General features: G+C 70.1%; 19 protein-coding genes and 1 pseudogene. 4 read left to right on the top strand and 16 right to left on the bottom strand.

What is annotated here, in order from left to right:
• Positions 1 to 11: 11 nt before the first annotated feature.
• The gene (locus tag IE145_RS09840; RefSeq protein WP_189520540.1) at positions 12 to 1,481 is read left to right on the top strand and encodes a HAMP domain-containing sensor histidine kinase; all 1,470 of its coding nucleotides are present in this window, start codon (positions 12 to 14) and stop codon (positions 1,479 to 1,481) included.
• A 138-nt stretch (positions 1,482 to 1,619) separates the two neighbouring features.
• Here the strand turns inward: IE145_RS09840 and IE145_RS09835 are convergent, their stop codons facing one another.
• The gene (locus IE145_RS09835) at positions 1,620 to 2,573 is read right to left on the bottom strand and encodes a phosphatidylinositol-specific phospholipase C (protein WP_189520539.1); all 954 of its coding nucleotides are present in this window, start codon (positions 2,571 to 2,573) and stop codon (positions 1,620 to 1,622) included.
• Between the two features lie 380 nt (positions 2,574 to 2,953).
• Between IE145_RS09835 and IE145_RS09830 the strand changes: the two genes are divergently transcribed.
• The gene (locus IE145_RS09830; RefSeq protein WP_189520675.1) at positions 2,954 to 3,619 is read left to right on the top strand and encodes a fascin domain-containing protein; all 666 of its coding nucleotides are present in this window, start codon (positions 2,954 to 2,956) and stop codon (positions 3,617 to 3,619) included.
• 13 nt (positions 3,620 to 3,632) lie between these two features.
• Here the strand turns inward: IE145_RS09830 and IE145_RS33355 are convergent.
• Positions 3,633 to 3,843 (bottom strand): annotated as a pseudogene (locus IE145_RS33355) (hypothetical protein); the annotation flags it as partial.
• Between the two features lie 221 nt (positions 3,844 to 4,064).
• Here IE145_RS33355 and IE145_RS09825 point away from each other — a divergent pair.
• Positions 4,065 to 4,538 (top strand): spore-associated protein A, encoded by a 474-nt coding sequence (locus IE145_RS09825; protein WP_189520538.1) that lies wholly within the window; start codon positions 4,065 to 4,067, stop codon positions 4,536 to 4,538.
• 739 nt (positions 4,539 to 5,277) lie between these two features.
• Entirely contained in the window at positions 5,278 to 6,618 is a 1,341-nt protein-coding gene (locus tag IE145_RS09820) for an LAETG motif-containing sortase-dependent surface protein (RefSeq protein ID WP_189520537.1), read from the top strand.
• A 97-nt stretch (positions 6,619 to 6,715) separates the two neighbouring features.
• Here the strand turns inward: IE145_RS09820 and IE145_RS09815 are convergent, their stop codons facing one another.
• The 14 genes from IE145_RS09815 to IE145_RS09750 form a co-directional block, all read right to left on the bottom strand.
• On the bottom strand, positions 6,716 to 7,786 hold the full coding sequence (locus IE145_RS09815; protein WP_189520536.1) for a dTDP-glucose 4,6-dehydratase: 1,071 nt from the start codon (positions 7,784 to 7,786) through the stop codon (positions 6,716 to 6,718).
• 43 nt (positions 7,787 to 7,829) lie between these two features.
• The gene (locus IE145_RS09810; protein WP_189520535.1) at positions 7,830 to 10,145 is read right to left on the bottom strand and encodes a non-ribosomal peptide synthetase; all 2,316 of its coding nucleotides are present in this window, start codon (positions 10,143 to 10,145) and stop codon (positions 7,830 to 7,832) included.
• A gap of 158 nt (positions 10,146 to 10,303) precedes the next feature.
• Positions 10,304 to 11,662: a serine hydroxymethyltransferase gene (glyA, locus tag IE145_RS09805; protein ID WP_229825464.1), complete on the bottom strand. Its 1,359-nt coding sequence runs from the start codon at positions 11,660 to 11,662 to the stop codon at positions 10,304 to 10,306.
• Between the two features lie 58 nt (positions 11,663 to 11,720).
• Positions 11,721 to 12,479, bottom strand: a complete 759-nt coding sequence (locus IE145_RS09800; RefSeq protein ID WP_189520534.1) for a hypothetical protein — start codon at positions 12,477 to 12,479, stop codon at positions 11,721 to 11,723.
• A 182-nt stretch (positions 12,480 to 12,661) separates the two neighbouring features.
• Positions 12,662 to 13,855 carry an MFS transporter gene (locus IE145_RS09795; RefSeq protein WP_189520533.1) on the bottom strand — a complete coding sequence of 398 codons (1,194 nt, stop codon included), beginning with the start codon at positions 13,853 to 13,855 and terminating at the stop codon, positions 12,662 to 12,664.
• A gap of 46 nt (positions 13,856 to 13,901) precedes the next feature.
• A complete protein-coding gene (locus IE145_RS09790) occupies positions 13,902 to 14,519 on the bottom strand; it encodes a TetR/AcrR family transcriptional regulator (RefSeq protein ID WP_189520532.1) in 618 nt (205 codons plus the stop codon).
• A 151-nt stretch (positions 14,520 to 14,670) separates the two neighbouring features.
• Positions 14,671 to 16,350, bottom strand: a complete 1,680-nt coding sequence (locus IE145_RS09785) for an ATP-binding cassette domain-containing protein (protein WP_189520531.1) — start codon at positions 16,348 to 16,350, stop codon at positions 14,671 to 14,673.
• A gap of 44 nt (positions 16,351 to 16,394) precedes the next feature.
• Positions 16,395 to 17,714 (bottom strand): lipopolysaccharide biosynthesis protein RfbH, encoded by a 1,320-nt coding sequence (gene rfbH / locus IE145_RS09780; RefSeq protein WP_189520530.1) that lies wholly within the window; start codon positions 17,712 to 17,714, stop codon positions 16,395 to 16,397.
• A 44-nt stretch (positions 17,715 to 17,758) separates the two neighbouring features.
• Positions 17,759 to 19,792: an aminodeoxychorismate synthase component I gene (pabB, locus tag IE145_RS09775; RefSeq protein WP_189520529.1), complete on the bottom strand. Its 2,034-nt coding sequence runs from the start codon at positions 19,790 to 19,792 to the stop codon at positions 17,759 to 17,761.
• On the bottom strand, positions 19,789 to 21,285 hold the full coding sequence (locus tag IE145_RS09770; RefSeq protein ID WP_189520528.1) for a class I adenylate-forming enzyme family protein: 1,497 nt from the start codon (positions 21,283 to 21,285) through the stop codon (positions 19,789 to 19,791). The genes pabB and IE145_RS09770 overlap by 4 nt, the downstream gene beginning before the upstream one ends.
• Positions 21,286 to 21,326: 41 nt before the next feature.
• Complete coding sequence (locus IE145_RS09765; RefSeq protein ID WP_189520527.1) at positions 21,327 to 22,292, bottom strand: NAD-dependent epimerase/dehydratase family protein; 966 nt, start codon at positions 22,290 to 22,292, stop codon at positions 21,327 to 21,329.
• 9 nt (positions 22,293 to 22,301) lie between these two features.
• Positions 22,302 to 23,513: a hypothetical protein gene (locus IE145_RS09760; RefSeq protein ID WP_189520526.1), complete on the bottom strand. Its 1,212-nt coding sequence runs from the start codon at positions 23,511 to 23,513 to the stop codon at positions 22,302 to 22,304.
• A complete protein-coding gene (locus IE145_RS09755) occupies positions 23,510 to 24,058 on the bottom strand; it encodes a nucleoside 2-deoxyribosyltransferase (RefSeq protein WP_189520525.1) in 549 nt (182 codons plus the stop codon). The genes IE145_RS09760 and IE145_RS09755 overlap by 4 nt, the downstream gene beginning before the upstream one ends.
• On the bottom strand, positions 24,055 to 24,804 hold the full coding sequence (locus IE145_RS09750; protein ID WP_189520524.1) for a class I SAM-dependent DNA methyltransferase: 750 nt from the start codon (positions 24,802 to 24,804) through the stop codon (positions 24,055 to 24,057). Before IE145_RS09750 ends, IE145_RS09755 begins: the two co-directional genes overlap by 4 nt.
• Positions 24,805 to 24,807: the final 3 nt, after the last annotated feature.

The following is a 24,807-nucleotide window of genomic DNA, read 5'->3' as shown; positions in this document are numbered from 1 at the left end:
GGCAGGAAGGCATGAGCGGGTCGACGGCTGCCACGACCGGGCGCGGGCGGCGGGGCAGGGGTCCGCTGCGCCGGTTCCGGGCGCTGCCGCTGCGCTCGCGGCTGGCTCTGCTGGTGGCCACGGCGGTGGCGGTGGCGGTCGCGGCGGTGGCGGTGGCGTGCTGGTTCGTGACCCGGGAGCAGTTGGAGGACCAGCTCGACGACTCGTTGCGCAACGCGAAGATGGACAACGCGCCGATGCGCGATCTGCTGTCCTCGTGTCTGAGCGGAGGGCAGTTGCCCGCCCAGGAGTTCCCCGGCCAGTACACGGTGCAGATCGTCGCGGCCAACGGCGACTACTGCACGGCCCCGAACACGACGCCCGTCCCGGCCCAGCCCAGCGACATCGCGGTGGCGGCGGGGCGCGAGGCCGACGCCCTGCACACGACGGAGAACGACGCCGGACAGGCGATGCGGGTCTACACGCGCAAGCTGCCGCCGGTGGTCAGCTCCGGCCAGGCCAACAACGACCTGGCGGTCTCGGTGGCCCGCCCGCTCAGCGAGATCGACGCGCCGCTGTCCACGCTCGCCTGGGTGCTGGCCCTCGTCGGCGGCATCGGCGTCGTCGGCGCGGGCGCGGCCGGGCTGTGGGTGGCGCGGGCGGGGCTGCGCCCGGTGGACGAACTCACCGACGCGGTCGAACACGTGGCACGCACCGAGGACTTGACCGTACGGATCCCGGTCGACGGCGAGGACGAGATCGCCCGGCTGTCGAACTCCTTCAACTCCATGGCCGCCCGCCTGGCCTCCTCGCGCGACCGCCAGTCGCAGTTGATCGCGGACGCGGGGCACGAGCTGCGCACCCCGCTGACCTCGCTGCGGACGAACGTGGAACTGCTGGCCCGCAGCGACGAGACGGGCCGGGTGATCCCGGCGGAGGACCGCAAGGCGCTGATGGCCTCGGTGAAGGCCCAGATGACGGAGCTGGCCGCGCTGATCGGTGACCTCCAGGAGCTCGCCCGTCCGGACGCGGCCGAGCCGGGCCCGCTCCAGGTGGTGGCCCTGCACGAGATCACCCGCACCGCCCTGCGCCGGGCCCGCCTGCGCGGCCCGGAGCTGACGATCACGGAGGACCTGGCCCCCTGGTACGTACGGGCGGAGCCGGCCGCGCTGGAGAGGGCGATCGTCAACGTCCTGGACAACGCGGTGAAGTTCAGCCCGCCGCGCGCCACGGTCGACGTGCGGCTGCACCGGGGCGAGCTGACGGTACGGGACCGGGGCCCCGGCATCCCCGCCGAGGAACTCCCCCACGTCTTCGAACGCTTCTGGCGTTCCCCGACCGCCCGCCAGCTCCCCGGCTCGGGCCTGGGCCTGTCCATCGTGGCCCGCACGGTGCACCAGGCGGGCGGCACGATCACCCTGCGCCCGGCCCCGGACGGGGGCCCCGGCACGGTCGCGGCCCTGACGCTGCCGGGGGCGCCGACGCCGCCGCCGGAGATGTGAGGCCGCCCGGGATCAGGCGGTCGGGACCAGCCGACCGGGATCAGCCGACCGGGGTCACCCGGCCGGGGTCAGCCGACCGGGGTCACCCGGCCGGGGTCAGCCGACCGGGGTCAACAGCCCGGGATCACCCGGCAGAGGTCAGCCGACCGGGTTGTGCCGGATCAACGACTCGACGAGGCCGGACCGCTGGTTCGGATAGTCCAGCGGGACGATGCCGAGACCCGTCCATCCGGCGGTCTCCGCGCGCTCCAGGAAGGCGTGCACCTGCGGGTTGAGCCGGTCGGCGTTCCAGCGGGGCGGCATGAGGGCGGCGGTGGAGACGTAGTTCATGTAGAACGCGCCCGGCCGCGAGGCCGCCTTGCGGAACTGTGCCTCGATCTTCGGGTACTTCGCGAACGGCTCCGCCATGTAGTCGTCCTGGATGTCGAAGAGCGCCGGGTCCGCGTACCGCACCCCGGGCAGCCCGCCGTTGTCCGCGAGCAGCACCACCTTGCCCCGGGCCCCGCCGAGGTCGGGGAGGTCGGAGTCGAGGCGGAACAGGGACCGCCAGCCCCGTCGGTCCAGGTAGTCGTCGAAGACCGCCCGGAACGCGGCGTCGCTCGCGGAGGAGTACTCCTGCTTGACCCGCATCAGCACGGTCTCGGTGGGGCGCGCGGCGAGGAAGTCCCGGCAGGCGATGAGGACATCGCCGAACATCATGTTCTGGAACGACGCCCCGTGGTGGATCGCGAACGAGCCGTCGATCAGCCGGCAGCGCACGTCGAGGAAGCGGATGCCACTCGTCAACTGCTGGGCGACCGTGGTGTTCTGGCACTCCGACCAGGGCCCTCCGAACCGGGCCCCCGAGTCGTGCGTCCCCGGGATCGTCAGCCGCTGGAGCGCGGTGCCGTCGGGCAGGGCGGCCATCCAGTCCTGCACGCCCCGGACCGCCCGGGCCTTCTCCCGCGTGGCGGCGACGGCGGGTGCCGCACCGACGATCGCGGTGGCGGATACGGCGAGGGCACCGGCCAGAAAGCCTCGGCGGGAGGGTATGGAGAGCCGGGAGAGCCGGGACGAGGACGCGGGGTCGGGCGTGCGCGCAGGGGTGGACATGCGGGGTGCCTCCAAGGGCCGTGGGGGAGCCGGACCGGGCCGGGCCTGACCGGGCGGGACCCTTGGATTCTGTCGGGTACATGCCATATAGGAAAGAGGACGTACGCGCCCGACCTGCGGGGCAGAGCCGCGTCAGAGTGAACGGAATACCACGGAACAGAATATTCACCATGTCGCCGGGCAGAATTACCGAAGCCGCATAAAAAGATTGCCGGAAATAGTGAAATGCCTCTATTCTGAGGCCACTTGACCGGACCTTTCGGCCTGCATCTCCGCGGAGAAAAGGCGATTCTCGGCAAGCTCACGAGCAGCGGCCGACGCCTTCATTTCCCTCCGCCACGGAATCCATCGACCACATGTGAGGAAGACCCGTGCGACGTATGACCTCCGCCGTCCTTTCCCTGAGCGCCCTCCTGGCCGCCTCCGCCCTCGTCGCCCCCGCGGCGGGCGCCGCACCGCAGAACGACAGGCCGGCCGCGGCGCCCGCCGGATGGGAGAGGGTGGACGGGGCCGAGCTGGCGAAATTCGCCCGGAACGACGGGAGAGCCCAGGCCCCGGCCGCCAACGGCCTCAGCGCCTCCGCCCAGGCGGACGACTCCGGAACGTTCGCCCTGAAGTCGGTCCGCAACGGAAGGTTCACGGCCACCGAGAAGAACTACGCCGCCCCCAACACCGGTGTCCTGCGGGCACGTTCCGCAGAGGTGACCGGCGGCTGGGAGGGCTTCGCCTTCGAATGGCACGAGGCCACCGAAACGTATGCGCTGAAGTCGTTGGCGAACAACCGCTACGTAGCCGTCGAGGGGAACTACACCGGCAACACGCAGAACGTCCTGCGCGCCCGCTCGACCGGCGCGGGCACCTGGGAGCGGTTCACGCTCTACTACAACGAGGACGCGGACCGCTGGGCGCTCCAGTCCGCGCTGAACGGGCGCTTCGTCGCCATGGAGAACGGCTACACGGGTTCACTCCAGTACGTGCTGCGCGCCCGGTCCCTCGAAGTCACCGGCTCCTGGGAGCAGTTCGAGCTCTTCGAGATCACCGGCTGACACCACCGGCCCCTCAGGGCTCCTCGGATCCTTCGGGGCTCTCAGCCACCGGCCCCGCGAACGGCCCGACCCCCGGTCCGTCCAGTTCGCCGAGCGCCACCCGGCGACCGGACACGGCCAGGAGCAGGGACAGGGCGGGGGTCCGCCACCTCCGGCCCCTCCCCGATCGACAGGTCGGCGTCCGTCGCCGTCAGCCGGACGGACGCCACCGCCTCCCTCGCCCCCGGCCGCGTCCGAAACTCATCGCCGCCGGACACCCGGCAACTGATCAATAAAGGTGATCTTGCCCCTTTGTGTCATGAATTCGTAACAGCGCGCAGACAGCACAACTCCTCCGCGTCACGACCTGTCCGACAGGGTGTGACTCACACCACTTCGAGGGGTGGGGAGCCGGGCGCCCGACCAGGCGTCGCGCAGTGAACGAATCAAGAAACCGGGGAACGACATGATCAACATCCGACGTGCGTCAGCCATCGGCGCCGCTGTCACCGCCACCGCCTGCGCCGCGGTCGCGCTCGCACCGGCCGCCGTCGCGGCCGAGCCCGCCGCCCAGCGGGCCACCGCGGCGCCGAAGGCCGCCGCCGCTCAGTACAACGGGGTCTGCGGCAGCGGCTACGCCGTGGTGAACTCCGCGCAGATCGGCTCCAAGGGCTCGGTCTTCCTCACGTACAACTCCGCCACCGGCAAGAACTGTGTGGTGACCATCCGCACCAATCCCGGGACGGCCGTGCACATGACGGCCTCGCTCGGCTTCGCCTCGCCCACCACGAGGGTCACGGACACCGGGTACTTCACCACGTACGCGGGTCCGGTCTACCTCGACGCACGCGGCCTGTGCGTGACGTGGCGCGGCGAGATCTCCGGCGAGGTGGCGGGCAAGAACGGCACCAACTGCGGCACCCTGGCCGCGAACCGGTGACGGTCCCGCACTGAACGTCAGCGGCCCGCCGCGTGGTGTGCGCACACCACGCGGCGGGCCGCGGCGGGTCACGCGCGGGGACCGGGCCGGGGCCGGGGCCGACGCGGCGGCCGCGGTGCGTCATGGGGCTCCGTGGGCGACGCCGTCGGGACACGCGCTCCGGGAAGGTCCGGCGTGACGTAACGGGGCGGAAGATCGGGGGTGAGCAGTTGGCGTGCGGTCATGGGTCCCACCTGCCGTACGAGGGGAGCCGGTCGGTCTCTCACCAGTGATTCGTAGCCGTACGGCAGGAGGATTGGGCCCGCCGCGCCCGGCTCAGACGCTCAGGCACTCAGGCGCCCGGGTCAGGCGCTCAGGCGCTCAGGCGCTCAGGCGCTCATCAGCGAGATCCCCAGCATCCGCTTCGGCGATGCCAGCGACAGCAGGCCCGACAGGTGGCTCAGCAGGACACTCCCGCATGGCCTTCGTCACAGCGAAAACACAGAAATCGAGGGCAACTGCACGCTTTGGCGACGTCTGTCCGCTCCGCGTGACACCGCCCCGCCCCCGGGCCCCCCAATATTCACCCGGCACCGTCACAGAACCCCCATACGATCGGTGCAGGCAGCCCGCGTGATCCATTCCGCCGTGGCAGCCGCCTCTCCGTGCTCACGCACCCATGACCTCAACTCCACACCGCCGGAACGCCGCTCGCCGCACCGCAGTTCGACCTCCTTCCGGAGCCGACCCAAGGGAACCTGTGAAGATTCGCCGCGTACTCGCCACCGCTGTCGCCCTCGCCGTGACCACCCCCGCCGCGCTGCTCGCGGTGAGCCCCGCGTACGCCGACGCCAAGCCGGCGGCGCAGACGCAGGACCAGCGGAAGAACAAGCCGACCATCAAGGAGCTGGAGGAAGCGGCCGCCGAGGCCCAGAAGGCGTACGACAAGGCCGCCAAGGCGGAGGCCGCCGGGCGCGTCGAGCTGGAGAAGACGCTCGACGACCTGAGCGAGGTCAATGGCACCCGCCCCCTCGCGGTGGCCTCGGCCGCCGCCAAGCAGGCCGCCACGGACGCCGCTGCCGCGAAGACCGCCGCCGACCAGGCCGTGACCGACGCGAAGGCGGCCCTGGACGCCCTGACCGAGGCCGCCACGGAGGAGGAGAGGACCGCCGCCGAGACCGCGCTCTCCGAGGCCGAGGCGACCGCAACGGCCGCCGCCACCGCCAAGACGGACGCCGACACCGCGGCCGCCGAGGCCGGGGAGAAGCTCGACGACGCACGCATCGCGGCGGTCCGCGCCTACGGGGTGCTCCAGAGTGCGGCGGAGGACGCGCTCGCCGTGAAGGCCGCGGCCGACGCCGCGCTGGCCAAGGCCATCAAGGAAGCCGAAGAGGCCGGAGAAGGGGAGGGCGAGGAAGGCGGGGACTGCGAGCCCGAGCTCGACCTCACCGCCGAGGTGACCGGCCTGCCGAACAAGCTCGTCGCGGGGACGTCCACCGACTTCTCCGTCCGGGTCACCAACGGCTCCGACCGGCACATGGACGAGGTCCTCACGTACATCTCGGTCTACGCCACCGACAAGAGCGGCCTCAAGGACACGGACAAGTTCTTCCGCCTCCAGTGGTCCTCCAAGTCCGCCCCGAAGTGGCAGAACGCCGACGCGGACGACTACATCGACGGTGTGGGCGCGCTGAAGCCCGGCGCGCACGCCGATCTGAAGCTGCGCCTCACCCTGGACAAGGCCACCCCGGCCGGCAACGGGGTCGCGTTCATCGCGGCCGACTTCTTCAACGAGGACGGCACCTGCGGCGGAGCGCCCGGCCTGGACATGTACGAGTTCGACGTCAAGGCCGCCGGCAGCAAGCCCGGCAAGACGGAGGACGCCAAGCCCTCCAAGACCACGAAGCCGGGCAACACCGGGACGACGCCGCAGGGTTCGACGTCGGCCACCCCGGTGACCACCGGCACGAACGGCAGCCTCGCCGCCACCGGTTCGTCCTCCGCCACCACATCGATCGCCCTCGCGGGCGGCGCGGCCGTGCTGCTCGGCGCGGCGGCGGTGTTCGTGGTCCGCCGCCGGAAGGCGGACGCGGACGCCTGACGTTTCGTCACGCACCAAGTCCTGAGGGGGTGGTGAGCCGAGTCCGGCTCACCACCCCCTCAGGGCGCTCCGGCCACCGCGCCGCCGGTCGGCTCGGTCAATGCCTTCGCGCCGCCGGGCTCACCGCTCCCCAGTCGACGCCCAGTTCGCCCTTCTCCTCCAGGATCCGCTCCCACCAGGCCCGGTTCTCCACGTACCAGCCGACCGTCTCGGCCACTGCGGTGTCGAAGTCGTGCACCGGACGCCAGCCCAGCCGGGTCTCGGCCTTCTCCGGGTTGATCAGGTACCGACGGTCGTGGTTCGGCCGGTCCGGAATGTGCTCGATCCACTCCGCCGGGTCCAGCCCCAGCGCGGTCACCACGCGGTGCACCATGTCCAGGTTGGTCACCTCGTGACGGGCGGAGATGTCGAAGATGGGCAGGAGGGCCGGGTCCGTCGCCGCCTGCGGTGGTGTCGGGTCCAGTTCGGCGTGCAGCACCCGGTGCACAGCGGCGCAGTGGTCGGTCACATGGAGCCAGTCCCGGCTCTGGAGGCCGTCTCCGTAGACCGGTACCTTTCGGCCGCGCAGGAGGTTCGTCACCGCCAGCGGGATCAGCTTCTCGGGCAGCTGGTACGGCCCGTAGTTGTTCGCGCAGTGCGTCATCCGGATGTTCAGCTCCGGATAGGTCTGCATGTACGCCCGTACCATCTGGTCGCCGGCGGCCTTGGCCGCGCTGTACGGCGTCTTCGCGTTCAGCGGCGAGCCTTCGGTGAACCACCGCTCTCCCTCCGGGAGTTCGCCGTACACCTCGATGGTCGACACATGGACGTGCGACCGCACCGGCACCAGACGGCTGCACTCGGCCATCACCTGTGCGCCGAGCGCGTTGGACCTCATGAACACGCTCGGTCCCAGGATCGCGCGGTCGTTGTGCGACTCCGCGGCGAAGTTCACGACGTAGTCCGGCCGATGACGCCGGTAGATCGCCTCCATGGCGACGGGATCGGCGATGTCGGCCTGCTCGAAGACCACGCGGTCGGACACCGGGTCCAGATTCGCTCTGTTCCCGGCGAACCCCAGGTAGTCCACCGCCACCACTTCGGTGTCCGAGGACTCCCATTCCAGCAGGCGGTGCACATAGTTCGCGCCGATGAATCCGGCGGCTCCGGTCACGAGGTATACGGACATGGCTGCTCCGGGAGGGCTTGAGGGCGGCTTCGGGGCGAGGAGTTCAGGACGAGGGCGCGGGGGGCTCGCCGTACGTCTCTGCGAGGTGGTCCGCCAGGGCGGCGGCGGTCCGGTGCCGGTAGAGATCCGAGATCCGGAGCCGGGGGTCGATGCGCACCATGGCCCGGATGGCCTTCATGGAGTCCCCGCCCTCTTCGAAGAAGTCGTCGTCGTCCTCCAGGTGATCGGCTCCCAGGACGTCCCGCCACGCCTCGACGACGAGCCGGTGCCACGGCCCGGGCCCCGCGGACTGCCGCACCCGCGCCAGCGGCCGTCGCGCCCCCCGCTCCACCGGCGAGGCGAGCGCGCGGCGGTCCACCTTGCCGTTCCCGTTCAGCGGCAGTGCGTCCATGACCTCGACGGACTCGGGGACCATGTGCTCCGGGAGCCGCTCCCGGAGTTCCTGGAGGAGCGACGCGCCGTCCAGCGCTCCGGGGCGCTGGGCTGTCACGTACCCCACCAGTGCCGTGCGCCCCCGCGGATCGGTCCGGGGCACCACCACAGCCCGCTTGACCCCCGGTCGGCCGGCGAGGGCCGACTCGATGTCGCCCAGCTCCACCCTGATGCCGTTGATCTTGACCTGGAAATCCTTCCTGCCCAGGATCTCGATCAGACCGTCGGACGAGATCCTCGCCATGTCGCCCGTACGGTAGAGCCGCTCCTCGGGTCGGTCGCGGTAGGTCCACGGGACGAACCTCTCCTTCGTCTCCTCCGGGCGGCCGAGGTAGCCGCGAGCCAGGCCGACCCCGCCGAGGCACAGTTCCCCGGCCACCCCCACCGGCACAGGCAACATCCGGTCGTCCAGAACGAACGTCCGCTGATTGGCCAGTGGCCGGCCGTAGGGCAGATGTCCTCCGTCCCACGCCGTCGACGGGTCGGCCTCGTAAGCCGTGGAGTGGATGGAGGCCTCGGTGGCACCGCCCAGCGCAATGAACCTCAGCCGGGGGGCGGCCTTCCGGAAGCGGGCGGCCATCGCCGCGGCCACCCAGTCCCCTCCCGTCAGGGCGAGTTCGACCGGGAGGGGCCGCCGGTCACCGGTGACCTCGACGAAGTCGAGGAAGAGGTCCATCAGCGGTGGCGCGGAGTTCCAGACGGTGACCCGATGGCGGTGTACCAGCTCCAGCCAGGAAGCCGGGTGCCGGCCGGCCTCCGGCTCCGGAATCACGACCGTCCCTCCGGCCAGGGTGATCCCGAGTAACTCGTACACCGACATGTCGAAGCCCGGTGAGGACAGCGCGAGCACCGCGTCGTCGGGGCCCACGTCGTATCTCGTGTTGAGGTCGACGAGGTTGTTGAGAACCCCCCGGTGGCACAGCGCGATCGGCTTCGGCGTGCCGGTGGAGCCCGAGGTGTGGATCACGTAGCACAGGTGGCCCGGGCCGACCTCGGTGACGGGGTTCTCCCGCCGGGTCTCCGGTTGCTCGGGCTGCTCGTCGACCAGGAGACGGTGGCGCACTCGGGCGGGAAGGGCCCCGGCGAGCGCCCGGCTGCTGACCATGACCGCGCAGTCGGTGCCGAGAACCATGCTCTCCAGCCGGGACCTGGGGTACTCCGGGTCCAGGGGGACGTACGCGCCGCCCGCCTTCAGGATCGCCAGGATGGCCACCAGGAGGCCCGGGCTGCGCTGCAGGTGGACGGCCACCCGGACGTCCGGTCCCACTCCCAGCCCGATCAGCCGGTGGGCCAGTTCGTTCGCCCGGAGGTTGACCCGCCCGAACGACCACGACTCGTCGCCGAAGACGGCGGCCACGGCCTCGGGTTGAGCGGCGGCCCGGGCCTCGAACGCCTGGTGGAGGCAGATATCGTCCGTGAGGCGCCGGTCGGTCGCGTTCCACTCCCGCAGGAGGGTGTCGGCCTCCCGGTCCGTGAGGATGTCCAGCTGCCGGACGGGATCGCCGGGAGCCTTCGCCATACGGTCCAGCAGGACTTCGAGGTGGCCCGCGACGCGGTCGGCGAACGCGCCGTCGAAACGGGACCCGTCGAGGCTCAGTGTCGCCCTCGATGCGGCCACGTCCGCGTACAGGACCATTTCACAGCCTGCTGCCTTCCCCTCCGCACTGCCGGTATCGCCGGTGAACGAGACGGCGACGGCTCCGGGCGTGGGTGCCGGCGGCGGGCCCGTGACCGGTGAGAACGTCAGATCCTCGACGAGCCGACTGGTGCTTCCGTCGCCGGACAGGAGGACGGAGACCGTGCCGGTGCCGTCGAGCACCTCGACGGAGACCTGGTCGAGGCCTGTGTAGCGGTGGACGAGGACGGCCGTCGCCACGATCAGGAACGAGCGGCGAAAGGTTTCATCGCCGACTGCCGGGAACGTCATGCCGAGTGAACGGGTCAGCCGCTCGCCCGGCTCTCCGGATCCCGGTCGCGGGCGGAGTCCCAGGGCCGAGGACAGCGGGTGATGATCCGGCGGAGGTGCGTTGTGGGACAGGGGGGCGTGGAACGTCATGGCCTGCGCAACCTTTCCGATCGGACCGTCTATGCGCGTTCGAGCGGGAGCGGAAACCGCAGGCACAGAGAGGCCACGCGGTCGCGCACCGCGTCGCGGCGCGCACCGTCCAGCTCGTAGTGCGTGGCGCCCACCACCTGGATCCCCGACAGCACTTCATGCACGAGACTCGCGCACGTGCGAACCTCGAAGGGGCCCATGCCGCGCTGCGCGAGGATGTTGGTGCCGAACCGCAGGCCGCCCGTCACCGTCGGCGGTAGCAGATCGCCGGGGATCTTGTTGCGGTTGACCAGAATCCCGCACTCCTCCAGCGCCTGCTCGGCGATGATTCCGGTGAGCCCGGCGGCCTGGGCGTCGACCAGGACCATGTGGTTGTCGGTTCCCCCGGTCAGCACCCTGTATCCGAGCGCCTGAAGCTCGTCCGCCAGGACCTTCGCGTTGTCGACGACCCGCTTCATCGTCGCGTGGAAGTCGCCGCTCGACGCAATCGCCAGGGCCCGCGCCTTGGCCGCGATCGAGGACGGGTCCGGGGTTCCCTGGAAGCCCGGGAAGACGGCGCGCTGCATGAGCTGCCACAGCCTGGTCCGTCCGTCGGGACCGGTGCTGCGATAGTCCTCACCGAGCAGGATCAGCCCGCCCCGGGGGCCGGCGAGCTGCTTGTAGGTGCTGGTCGTGGTGATGTGGGCATGGTCGATCGGGCTCGGGTGCATCCCTGCCGCCACCAGTCCCGCGATGTGGGAGATGTCGGCGAGGAGGAAGGCGCCGGTCTCGTCGGCAACGTCCCGGAACCGGCCGAAGTCGATGTACCGGGGATAGGCGCTGGCCCCCGCGATGATGACGTCCGGTCGGTGTTCTCGGGCGCGGTCGCATATCGCCCCGTAGTCGAGCGTCCCGTCGGACCCGACCTCGTAGCGGGCCACGTCGTAGTACTTTCCGCTGACCGAGGCGCGGGCGCCGTGCGTCAGATGTCCGCCCGCGTCGAGGTCCAGCGCGAGCAGCCGGCCCCCGCGGGGAAGCAGCGCCGCGAGGACTGCCAGGTTGGCCGAGGAGCAGGAGTGCGGCTGCACATTGGCGTACCGGGCTTGGAAGACCCGCTTCGCGCGCTCGACGGCGAGCGTCTCCACCCCGTCGAAGTGAACGGCGCCCGGGTGGTAACGGGCTCCGGGATAGCCCTCGGCGGTGACACTGGAAAGGACCGTGCCGTTCGCGCAGAGGACGGACGGCGGGGCCAGACTGGCCGACGCGACCATCGATAAGCAACCGGACTGGTAACGCGCTTCGGCGTCCAGCAGCGCTCCGAGATCCGGGTCGTCCCTGGTGAGTACCTGCCAGCCCGTCTCGGCGATGGACCTGGTCGTGGGAATGACTGTTTGCCCAGCTTCAAGCACAGGGGATTCCTTACATGCGATGACGTCCAAGGCAGGCCGAAAAGGGGCCCGGACGCTCTCAGGGGGATGTCCGGCCGAACTTCCGTTCCAGCCAGACGTCGTCCACGTATTCGGTCGGAGCGTGGAAATCGATCTCCAGCTGGCGCAGGAAGGAGCTGATCACGTACGCCCGGCCGGGTGCGTGACTCCGGGACGCCTCCACCAGGCCCGGAACGTCGAGAGGTTGGGTCTCGCTGGCGACGAGAGCGTCCGCGGCCTCCGCTCCGGACGACACGGTGTACCTGCCGGGAATCGAAGTGACCACCGGAGTCGCCGGACGTTCGAGCGTGCTCCGCTTCAGGAGCGATTCCAGCCGCTGCCGGCCCGGTTCCCGGAACGGTGAATGGTACGCCTGGTGAGCGAGGGCGCGGTCCACGACCTGGAGGTCCGCGGGGCCCTCCGTGCGTGCGGACTCCAGGGCCGACCGCAAGCCGGACACCATGATCATCCGACCTGCGCCCCCGAGCACCGGACCGTAGTCGCACGAGACCGTCATGCGCTCGGGCTGCTCGTAGTACCGCCAGTCCTGCGAAGCGGGGACGAACGCGAATCCGATGGCCTCTTCCCGGTCGACGTCCTGGAGATGCCTCTCGTGGAGGAACTTCACCACGAATTCGGTCGTGATCGCACCGGACGCGCGCAGCGCGGCGAGCTCCCCCAATGAAATGCCCCCGTAGAGGGAGGCCGCCCCGTGATCCTCTTCGAGAACACGTGCCACGGCGAGCATTCCGGCCAACTGCTTCAGCCAGCGCAGTAACACCGGGTGAAAGCTGGGCACTTCGCCGTCTATGAGTCGGCCCACCGGAATCCCGGCGGAGTCGGCGAACTCTTCGTAGAGAGACCGCGCGGCTGTCGAATTCCGCACCATCGGTTCGTACACGCGGAAATCTTCCGTGGCGTCAGCAGGACCGAACAGAAGGAAGTTCTTCAACTCGACTCCACCCTTCGCTCTTGCGAGCATCAGTGTTCCGCTACGACTGCCTCGTTGTTCTGCGACCGCTTGGACGCCTTGATGGCGAGCGTCAGCAGCGCCAGGGCGGTCAGCCCCAGGGCCGCGGCGACGGTCGGCAGATGGCCCGCCCCCACGCCACTCACGGTCAGACCTCCGACGGCCCCGCCCAGGGAGACCCCGAGATACGTCCCGGAGGTGTTGAGGGCCAGCGCCTGGGCCGCGGATGGTCCGGCGAGCAGATAGAGGCGGGCCTGGATCGCCGGGGAGTTCCAGAAGGCCATGCCGCCCCAGACCGTGCCCACGACGACGAGGAGGGAGAACGGCAGGGGACGGGCGAACCAGAGGACCCCCTGGAGCGCCATGATGCCGATGAACAGGCCGATGCCGGCAACCAGACAACGGTCCGGCCCCCAGCGGTCGGTGGCTCTGCCGCCCGCCCAGATGCAGACGATGCCGGCGAACCCGGAGAGGCTGAACGCCAGCGCGCGCTGGTCCACACTGGCGCTGCTCACCGCGTCGAGATAGGTGGCCATGTAGGTGAGCATCATCATCGACCCGGTCATGAGCACGCAGTTGGCGAGGATCCCGAGCGATACGGGAGCACTGGCCAGGGCGCGTACCTGCTCGCGAATGCTCGGAGTCTCGCCGGACGGGCCGCTCCCCCGCTCCAGGGTCGCGAGCAGGAAGAGCAGCGCCGCGGTACCGGCCGCCGCCATCGCGAGGAAGGTCGCCCGCCAGCCGAAGTGGCCGCCGATCCACGTTCCGATCGGAACGCCCGCCGCGATCGAGCCGGTGACGCCCAGCGCGACCACGGCGACGTACCTGCCGATATGGCCCTCCGGAGCCCGCTCGGCGGCATAGGCGAACACCGCCGGGGTCGAGGCGGCGGCCGCGAGAGCCGCCATGACCCGCAGGGCCATCAGGAAGCCGAAGCCGTCGGCCGTGGCCGCCATGAGGTTCGCCGCGACGAAGACCGCGAAGGAGGCGGTGAACAGATGCCTGCGAGGAACCCGGGCCAGCGTCACTCCGGCGATGGGCGCGGCCACGGCCACCGTCAGCGAGAAGACGGTCACCAACTGGCCGGCCTGCGCCTCGCTGACCCCCAGGTCTCGGGCGATCTCCGGCAGGACCCCGGCGATCACATAGTCGTCGGTGTAGAAGACAAAAGCCGCAGCAAGCAGCGCGAACAGCCACGCGGGCACAACTGATCTCCTCGTGTACGTGGATGAGGCCCGGCCGTGCGAGAGGTCAGGCCACCGGGCGGCCTTCGCGTCCGGCCACCAGCACCGAGCGCAGATGGGCCCGCAACGTCCTGCGAATACGTTCGTCGCCGAGCGATCCGTGCGGTGTCACCGCGTCGAGGATCAGTCCCCCCAGGATCGCGATGAGCCGCTCCGCCTCTTCGGCCGGCTCAGACACGTCGAGAACGCCCAGCGCATGCGTGATGACCTGCCGCATGTCGGCGGCCATCTGCTCGGTCACCGGGCGGAAGATCGGATTCACCCGTGCGGCGACGATGAACTCGGTCAGCACGATCGACTCGACGCGCCGTTCGTCGTCGAGCGGTAGCAACTCCTCCAGCAGAGCCTGCAGAGCGTCCACCGCGGGTTCACCGTCGAGCCCGACCAGGGTGTCGGTCGAATATCGCGTGAGCCTCTTACCCATACGGTCGCCGACCTCGGTTACGGCCGCGACGAGAAGATTGCGGTGATCGTCGAAATAATGGCGCACAGACCCGATGTTCAGCCCCGACTCGGCAGCGACCTTCCGCAGCGAAAGGCCGGTGATTCCTTCGGCGGCCAAAAGGCGAAAGGCCGCCTCAATGACGTCCTTGCGGCGCTGTTCGAGGTCAATCCGAGCTGGCATTTCCCAACAATATCACAGGTGTGACAACAACGGGAAGGCTCAGTGCGGCGCCGCCCCGGAACGGGCCGGTGGAGTGACGGGTGCCGCGATCATAGCGGCATGCACGCCAACTTCCCCTGCTCCGGAGCGACTTCGCACACGCCGGTGTTGCTCAGCGGCGTCGGCGTGCGACGCGCTTCTCGTCCCACACCGGGTCGGGCGACTCGTATACCGTGCCGTCGGAGCCGAAGACCAGGAACCGGTCGAAGTCCCGGGCGAACCACCGGTCGTGCGTCACCGCGAGCACCGTCCCCTCGAAGCCTCGCAGCGCGTGCTGCAGCGCCTCCGCGGAGACGAGGTCGAGGTTGTCGGTGGGTTCGTCCAGCAGGAGCAGTGTCGTGCCGCCGAGTTCGAGCAGGAGGATCTGGAAGCGGGCCTGCTGCCCTCCCGACAGCGAGTCGAACTCCTGCTCCGCCGCACCGGCCAACTCGTAGCGCGCCAGCACCCGCGAGGCCTCCTCCCGGGGCAGCCCCTCCCGGCGCTCGTCGCCGCGGTGCAGGATGGACACCAGCGTGCGGCCGGCCAGATCGGGCCGCCCGTGGACCTGCGCGAACCAGCCGGGCCGCACCCGCGCGCCCAGTCGTGCGACGCCCTTGTGCGACACGGGCTCGACCGGAAGGTCGCCCACGGGCTCGTGCTCGGCCTCGGGAGCGCTGCCGCCGGCCGCGAGAAGGCGCAGGAAGTGCGACTTGCCCGAACCGTTGGACCCGAGCACGGCCACCCGGTCACCGAACCGGACCTCCAGATCGAACGGCTTCATCAGACCGGTGAGTTCCAGATCGGCACAGATCACGGCCCGCTTCCCCGTGCGTCCCCCGCGCAGCCGCATCGCCAGATGCTGCTCGCGCGGCTGCGCGGGCGGCGGGCCCGCACTCTCGAACCGGGCGAGACGCGTCTGGGCGGAGCGGTAGCGGGAGGCCATGTCCGAGTTGTAGGAGGCCTTCTGCTTGTACATCTGCACCAGGGCCTTCAACTTGGCGCGCTCCTCGTCCCAGCGGTTGCGCATCTCGTCGAACCGCTCGAACCGGTCGGCCCGCGCCTGGTGGTAGCTGCCGAAACCGGCCGGATGGACCCAGGCGGTGTTCCCCGCGGCGCCGAGCTCCACCGTGATGATGCTCTTCGCCGTGCGCGCCAGCAGCTCGCGGTCGTGACTGATGTACAGGACGGTCTTCGGCGTCTCCAGGAGGCGCTCCTCCAACCAGCGCTTACTGGGAACGTCGAGGTAGTTGTCGGGCTCGTCGAGCATCAGCACCTGATCAGGACCCCGCAGCAGCGCCTCCAGGACGAGCCGCTTCTGCTCCCCGCCGGACAGCGAATCCACCGCCCGCTGCCCGCACCGGTCGAAGGGGATGCCCAGGGCCTCGGTGGTGCAGACATCCCACAGCACTTCGGCGTCGTAGCCGCCGGCGTCGCCCCAGTCCGCCAGCGCGGCCGCGTAGGCCATCTGCGCCTTGGTGTCCCCGCTCGACCCCATGGCCGCCTCCGCCGCGTCCACGGCGGCGGCGGCCCGGCGAATTCGGGGATCGGCCACCGATAACAGCAGATCGCGGACCTGGTCGCCCTCGCGGGCGATGAACTGCCTCATGATCCCCAGGCTTCCACCCCGGCTCACCGCGCCACCGTGCGCCGCAAGGTCCCCGGCGATGATCCGCAGCAGTGTGGTCTTGCCGGACCCGTTGGCCCCGATCAGCGCGGTCTTGGCCCCCTCCCCCACCCGGAACGAGATCTCGTCGAGCAACACCCGGCCGTCCGGCAGCCCGTAAGAAACAGAGTTGACGTCGATATATCCCACATCCGTGACCTTATCACGGATGTGATAGAAAGATTCTCCGGATTTCAGCCGTCGCTGCGGGCGCCATCCAGCACGAACTCCCGGACGCTCTCCGCAACGTAGTCGATCTTTTCCAGGCTCAGGCCGGGATAGACGCCCACCCAAAAGGTGTTCTCGGTGATGATGTCGGCGTTCCCCAGATCGCCGGATATCCGGAAGTCGCGCCCGATGTACGCGGGATGGCGGGTGAGATTCCCGCCGAAGAGCCGACGGGTACCGATCTTGCGCCCCTCCAGGAAGGCCACCAACTCCCCTCTGCTGAAGGGCGCGTCGGGCAGCACGGTCAGGACGAACCCGAACCAGCTGGGGTCGCTCCCGGGGGTCGGCTCCGGCAGCAGCAGTCCGGGGAGCCCGTCCAGGGACCCCCTCAGCCGGTTCCAGTTCCGGCGCCGGCTCTCACCGAATTCCGGCAGCTTCTCGAGTTGGCTCAGACCGAGCGCGGCCTGCAGATCGGTCGTCTTCAGGTTGTAGCCGATCTCGGAGAAGATGTATTTGTGGTCGTACCCCTCCGGAAGGGTTCCGAGCTGGTATCCGAAGCGCTTGAAGCAGGTATTGTCCTGTCCCGGCTCGCACCAGCAGTCCCGGCCCCAGTCGCGCAGTTGCTCCACGAGCCGGGCCAGCCTGAGATCGCTGGTCAGTACGCATCCGCCCTCGCCCGTGGTGATGTGGTGGGCCGGGTAGAAGCTGACGGTGGCGAAGTGCCCGAAGGTGCCGGTGAGCTGCCCCTGATACGTCGATCCGACGGCATCGCAGTTGTCCTCGACCAGGAACAGACCGTGGTCCTCGGCCAGTTGGGCGATCTCCGCGACCGGGTAGGGATTGCCCAGCGTATGGGCGATCGCGATCGCCCGGGTACGCGGTGAGATAGCGGCGGCCACCCGGTCCACTGTGGTGTTGTAGGTGCCCAGTTCGACGTCGACGAAGACGGGGATCAGCCCGTTCTGGATGATCGGATTCACCGTGGTGGGGAAGCCCGCCGCGACGGTGATGACCTCGTCACCCGGGCGTAGCCGCCGGTCGCCGAGTTGTGGCGAGCACAGGGCCGACACGGCCAGCAGATTGGCGGACGACCCGGAGTTCGTCAGATGGGCCTTGCGCAGCCCGAAGAACTTCGTCAGACCGCGCTCGAACTTGCGGGCGGCGTCCCCCGCGGCGATCCGCAGGTCCAGCGCGGCGGCCACGAGAGCCACCCGGTCGCTCTCGTCGAGGGCGGCCCCGGACGGCCAGATGGGCGTGACGCCGGGAACGAACTCCTCGGTGACGGCACTCCGGTCGTACTTCCGGGTGAGCTCCAGAATCTGCGCTTTGTCGTTTCCGGCGGACATACTGGCCTCCTGATCGGTCAACGGTGAATGGCTCGGGCGTTCCGTCAGTCCAGGCCGTCGAACGCCGACTTCGGAGCGGCCGCCTTCACCAGCGTCTCGGCGTACTCCGCCTCCGGATCCGACAGCAGGGTGATCGCGCCGCCGACTCCGAACGTCGCGGCGTTCCTCTCCACGACCAGCGTCCTGATCACCACGCTCAGGTCGGCACGGCCGTCCAGGGAGACCCAGCCCAGCACTCCCGAGTAGACGCCTCGGGGCTCCTCCTCCAGCGCCGCCAGGATCTCCATGCTGCGCAGCTTCGGCGCACCGGTCATGGACCCCGGCGGAAACGCCCTGCGGATGCAGTCCACGGCGGCCACCTCCTCCCGCAGCTTCGACTCGATCGTGCTCACCATCTGGTGGACCGTGGAGAAGGCATGTACGCCGAACAGTTCGACGGGCCGTACGGACCCGATCTCGGAAACCCGGCTGAGGTCGTTCCGCATCAAGTCGACGATCATGAGATTCTCGGCGAGTTCCTTCTCATCAGCCGCGAGTTCACGCCTCAGCGCCGTGTCCTCGGCCTCGGTGGCACCACGCCGCCTGGTTCCCTTGATCGGGCTCACCAGTACGCGCCGGTCCCCCGAGATGGTCATGAACCGCTCGGGTGAGGCGGACAGGACGGAGAACTCGGGGTTCCGCAAGAACGCGCCGTAGGGCACCGGGCTGGCGGACCGGAGCCGGTCGTAGGTCGCCGAGTCGTCGAACTCGCCGGCTATCCGCGCGGTGTTGGTCAGACAGAGCTCGTAGGACTCACCGCTGGTCAGGTAGTCCTGACACTTGAGGATCTTCGACAGATAGGCCGTCTTGCCGTCCCGGAAGGAGACATGCCCCGATCTCGCGGCAGGCAGTGCCCCGTGGTCCCGGGGCGGCGCCGACCGCACGTCCTCGACCGTGCGAGCAGCACTCTCCAACCACGCCTTCCCCTGCGCCGGTGTCCCCAGCCCGGGGCCGGACGCGAACAGCAGATACACCTGGTCGTCCCGGTGGTCGACGACCACATAGCGGTCGGTGAGCAGGAACCGGGCATCGGGCAGCCGCGAGTGCCGGGAGACGGTCATCCCCTCGGTGACCGCCCGCAGCTCGTACCCGAAGTAGCCGACGAAGCCGGGCCGGAACTCGAAGGGCAGCAGGTCTTCCCCGGCCATCCGCACGACGCGCTGTTGGTCCTTGAGGAAGGTGAAGATGTCGGCGTCGACGTGCCGTACCGCGCCGTCGTGGCCCGTCACCGTGGTGCGGCCCTCGGCCACGCGGTAGCTGACGGTCGTGGTGGTCGCGCCGAGGAAGCCGCCGAGGACGGAGAACCGCCCCTGGTCCGTGTCGGAGCTGTCCAGCCAGAAGGTCTCCGCCGACGAGTCGCAGAACGCGTCGAACAGGGCCCGCCCGTCGACCTCACCGTCCAGGCGCACCCAGGCGCAGTCGATGGCGTCGCTCGTGCCCGGAACTTCGTCCTGAGGCCTTTCGTCGCCCCTGACGATCTCGACGAAGTTGCGCAGCAGCACTCTTCCGTCGTCGCTGAGGATCGACTCCGGGTGGAACTGCACACCCCACACCGGCCGGTCGCTGTGCCGGATCGCCATCGGGACGCCGTCCTCGTCCTCCGCGACGACCTCCAGTGGCGCCTCGACACCCGAGAGGGCCAGCGAGTGGTACCGCACGGCGGTGAACACCTCGTCCATCCCGCGGAACAGGCGGTCGCCGTTGTGGTGCACCCGAGAGGTCCTCCCGTGCATGATCCGGGGCGCGGGGCCGACCTTCGCCCCGTAGACACTGCCGATCAACTGATGGCCGAGGCAGACGCCGAGGATCGGCTTGTCCACCGACGTCACCACCATGCGAGAGATACCCACATCGCCCGGTACGTCGGGGCTGCCGGGGCCGGGCGAGATCACGACGCCGTCGAACGTCTCCAGGTCCTCCGGGGAGAGCGGGTCGTCGTTCTTCACGACGACGCATTCGACGCTCGGTACCTCGCTCAGGTACATCCAGATGTTGTACGTGAAGGAGTCGTGGTTGTCGACGAGAAGAATGCGCGTCATCGGTCCCTTCCAGGTGTCTCGCCGCCGAGCAGCGCGGGCAGCTTGTGCCTCATGATCTTTCCGCTGGCCGTTCTGGGGATCTCCGGAACCGGCGTCCACCGCCTCGGTACGCGGAAGGGGTCGAGGTCCCGGCGGAGCCGCTCCCGGAGCGTGGCGGGCCAGTCGTCCGCACCGCCGGCCGGGGAAGCGAGCACCACGAGCGCGGTCAGGGTGGAGACCCCGTCGACGAGGGGTGCGAGCACCGCGCAGTCCTGGACGCCGACACTGTCGCGGATGGCCGACTCGATCTCCACCGCCGAGATGGAGATGCCGCCGACGTGCAGGAAGTCGTCCGTGCGGCCGACCACCACGAGACCGCCGTTGTCGGCCCAGTACCCGTAGTCCTTGGTCTCCAGCCAGCCGTCGGACAGCAGCGGTTCCGGCCCGCTCGCGGTGACGGCGGTGGCCGGAATGGTGGGACCGGACACCCAGACCGCGCCGATCTTGTGCTCCGACCCCACGGCCGGCAGCGGGCGTTCGGGGTCGTCGCGCAGTTCGACGTCGTACCCGGGGCAGACCGGGCCGGCCGTGCCCGCGGCCCGCCGCCCCACACCGTTCGCGCAGAAGGCGTTGCCGACCTCCGTGGAGCCGATCTGGTTCAGCACCGGGACCTGCCACCGGTCCTCGATCCGCGCGGCCACGGCGTCGGGCAGCGGCTCGCCCGCGGAGACGACCGCTCGCAGGCCTTCCGGAGCGTCGACGGCCGAGCGCTCGATGTGATCGGCCAGCCTGGCCAGCGCCGAGGGCACGGAGAAGGCCACGGTCGCGCCGTACCGGTGCAGGGCGTCGGTGAACGTCCGCTCGTTCCTGCGTTCCCGGCTCAGCACCACCGACGCTCCGCTGAAGAGCGGGTAGACGAACTGGTTGTTGAACCCGTAGGTGAAGTAGTACTGGGACAGCGACACGATGGTGTCCGTGGCCCGCAGGTCCAGCCCGTCCGCGCCGCAGACAGCGTCGTGGAAGAAGGGCAGATCGGTGCTCGCATGGGCGACCGCCTTGGGATGTCCGGTCGTTCCGGAGCTGAAGAGGTAGTAGCGCGAGGCTCCGGAATCTGCCGGAGTTCCGTCGGGGACGGCCGTCTCCGGCAGATCGCGCCTCTCCACGACCGGCTCGCCGCCCCGGCAGGAGACCACGTGTCGGGTCGGCAGGATTCCCAGCATCCGGGACCGGGACCGCTCGTCCAGATCCGGGTTCACGACCAGCGGAACGGCTCCGATGGCCTGCAGAGCGAGGAAGGCGGGCATCCATGCGGGCCGGTCGCCCACCAGGAGGCCGACGTGGTCGCCCGCGCCGATCCCGTGCCGGGAGAAGTCGTCGGCGAGCGCTCGCGCTCCGGCGTGCACGTCACGGTGCCGGTAGGTCTCCCCCGTCGCTTCGTCGATGACGGCGGTCGTGTCCGTCCACCCGCCTTTCTCCGCGAGCCGCTGGGCCAGGGTGAAGGTGTCGCTGTTCATGGCTCTCCCCGCTTCCATGGATAGGGCGTCGTTCGGCCGCGTCAGCTGAGTGCGGGCCGTGCCGCCGCGTCCCGCGCCCCTTCTTCGGGGGCGACTGCCGCGGCGATGGAGTCGGCCAGGGTGAACCGCCGGGTCCAGCCGAGCTGTGCCCGGGCCCGTGCGATGTCCGCACGCTGCCACGTCGGTCCCGTGCGCAGTCCGACGGCGTTCCGCCTGAACCGGTGGGGTATCCCGGTGTGTTTCGTGAAGGCGTTGAAGAGACATTCGATCGTCGTCCCGGTGCCGGACGCCGCGTTGTAGACGTCCACGGCCGAGCCCGGGCGTTCCGCGGCCAGACGCACCAGCGCCGCCACGTCCCGCACGTCGATCAGGTCCCGCGCGGTCTCCGGCAACGGGACCTCGGCCACCACACGCGGTGCGGCCGTCTCCGCCGCGGCCCGGTAGAGCCCCACCGCCGTGGCCCAGATGCCCTGCGCCCCATGGCCCGGGCCGATCACATTGAAGGCGCGGACGAGCGTCAGCGGCCGGCCCGTGCGAAAGGCCGCGCGGACCAGATGGGAAGCCCCCTCGACCTTCGACCTGCCGTACTCCGTCACGGGGGCCAGGACGCTCCGCTCGCCGACCGAACCGCCCGGGACGGTGTCGCCGTACTCGTGCGAGGACCCCAGATGCACGATCGACACGGGCGTCCCCGCCGCCTCGCACGCTTCCGCGAGCCGGGCCGGCCAGACGACGTTGTCCCGGCGCACCACCGCGGGGTCCACGGACCAGGAGGCCCCCACGGCGTTGACGACCACGGCGGGGCCGCAGCGCCGCAGGAAGCGTCCGAGCGCGACGGACGACCAGTCGTGCCCGTCGTAGTAGGTGCCTTCGACCTCTCCGAACCCGCCCGTCGCGCGCCCGTACCGGTCCACTCCGGCGCATCGCCAGCCGGCCGAGGCCAGAGCAGCGCTCACCTGACTGCCGATGAATCCCCGGGCGCCGAAGACGACTGCGATCCTCACCACGGCCGCCCGTCAGCTCTCGGCGCCGGAGCGGGCGGTGTCCAGCACGACCTCCGCGATCTCCTTCGCGCCGTCCGTCCCCACCTTCTCCACCAGGCCGGTCCAGACGTCGGGGGGCAGTGCCAGGCATTCCGGAATCAGCTTCTCCAGCTGGTCCCGGAGAGATCGGCGCGTCGCGTCCGCCCGGCGGGCGAGGCCGTCCGCGATCGCCGCGTAGACGTAGTCGTTGCCCGCCGCCTCGGACTCCCCCGCCTTCCGCGCGACGACAGCTTCGTCGACGACGTCGGTGGGCCAGTCCAGGCCTGTGTGCGCCCCGGTCGCGATCCGGTGGATCTCGGCCTGCTGGAATCCGGACACGTTCTGCGGGGGAAGCCGGATCAACGGCGTACCCGTGGAACTCGCCTCCAGCAGGCTCATCAGCCCCGGCTGGCTGAAGCACAGCGCGCTCTCGGCGATCCGCGTGCGGTACTCGGCGCGGGACAGGGGGCCGAAGCGGAACTCCGCCTGTGCGCGATACGGCGCGACCATGGCTTCCAGATCCGGCCGGGGTGTGTTGCCGGCGATCAGGATGCTCTCGAAACCGGCCTCGATCAGGGCTTCCACAGCCCCGGGCAGCACCAGGGAAGGGTAGGTGGTGGTGTCCCGCGTGCTCAGGCCGAGCATCCCTCCCAGCGTGACGATCGCCCGCCGGTTGCCCTCGGCGTGGCTCCGGGCGACGGGCTGTACGTCCGGGGACTGCCACGGCACCACCGCGCCGACCCACCGCAGGTTACGGATGCCCCGCATCCAGTCGAGGGTCTCCGAGGACAGCCCGGGGAGCCGCAGCGCGAGGTAGTGGCTGACGTCCAGCGGCGGCACCGCGAGGTCCGGTCCGTGCCACAGGAAGGGCATGAGGTCGACGAAGACCGTCCGCACCCCCGCCGCCTCGAACGCGCGGGCGGCCAACCCCTCCAGCGTCACGAGAGCCACGTCGAGTTCCTGCGCGGCAACGGCGCGCGTCAGGGCGGCGTAGTCCGTCCCGTCGAACTCGATCCACTCGTCGACGACGTTGTCCAGGAGAGGCCGCCCGTATTCGCTGCCGAAGGCAATGATCCGGCAGTCGCCGGACACCGTCCGCCTGATCTCGCTGATGGCGGTCTCCAGCGCGGCGTGCGGTCCCCAGCCGAAGTTCACGCCCAGGACGCCGATCCGTATCCCGCCGGGAGTGCGGTCCGCGACGCTCATCCGGTCACCGCCGAGGAGCGGAACTTCAACGCGCGCCCGACCTCCGGGCTCTCCCAGAAGCGGTCCGACTTTCGGTACTTCGCGCCCAGGTCGAACGCCGCCGAGCAGGCCTTCTCGACGACCGCCCGGCTGCTCGGATCGCCTTCGACCACCTCCAGTTCGAGCAAGGTGCCCATGCCCCGGATCATGGAGGACTGGGAGCGGAAGGAGGAGGTGACCAGCACGGTGGGCCGCCGGACCGATGCCGCGTACCCCAGCTCGAAGGCCACCCCGGCCGAGGGCTGGTCGCCGAGGAGCGCGCACAGGGAGTCCGCCGCGTGCAGAGCGCGCAGATCGTCACGCATGCAGTCCTCGGGCGGCAGCCCGGCGGCGCCCCAGTCCTCGTTCAGGTGCGAGCTGAACACCGAGGCGCCCAGCTCGGTGAGACGGGTGTGGTATCCGAGGATCTCCGCCTTCCTCGCCGGCAGGAACACGCCGTCCCGGACGTGGGCGCCGAAGGTCGCCGCGAGAAAGACCTTCGGGCCGGTGGCGAGATGGCTGCTCATACGTTGACCGCCTTCACTACGATGCTGCCGCCGAACCTGCCGCGCTCTTCGCCCGTCACGTAGTCCCGGAAGCCGATGCGCGCGGATGCGAACCCCGCCTCCCGCAGGAGCACGGCCACTTCGGAGGCGCGGAAGAGATGGACCCGTGTCCGCAGGACCTCGTCGTCGGCCCGATAGGAGGCGGTGAAATCCCGCCCGCGGGGCAGTACACAGTCCCTCAGCACATTCCGCGCCACGCTGACCACTCCGTAACTCACGGCGTTGTAACGGTTGTTCACGTCGAACACGAACGCCCCGCCGGGCTTCAGCAGACCCCTGATCTGCCGCAGCCCGGGGACCAGCAGATCCCGGGGCACGTGGCCCAGCACATTGGACAGGCAGGTCACCAGGTCGAACGCCCCCGGGATCGCGGACGGCAGTCCGGGGTCGCCGAGCGCCAGGGCCCGGACGTCGGCGGCGGGGCAGTTCCGCTGGGCGAGGGCGACCATTCCCGGGCTCTCGTCGATCGCGACCACCCGGTCGGGGCGGAGCTCCGCGACCAGTCGTTGCAGACGTTCTCCGGTGCCGGTGCCCACGTCCAGCAGGGCGATGTCCGGCCGGCCCCGGGATGCCTCGGCTATCGCCTTCTCGACGGCGAGAAGGTATCCGTCGTGGCCTCGCAGATAGGCGTCGTAGCCGCTTGCGTACGCGTCGTAGAACCGCCGGGAGGACACCGAGGCGCCCTGCGGCGTCGAACTCTTCGCCATACG

This window comes from Streptomyces sindenensis, assembly GCF_014649035.1.
In the GTDB taxonomy this organism is placed as follows: Bacteria; Actinomycetota; Actinomycetes; order Streptomycetales; family Streptomycetaceae; genus Streptomyces; species Streptomyces sindenensis.
This window is presented reverse-complemented; position numbering and strand designations above follow the sequence as displayed.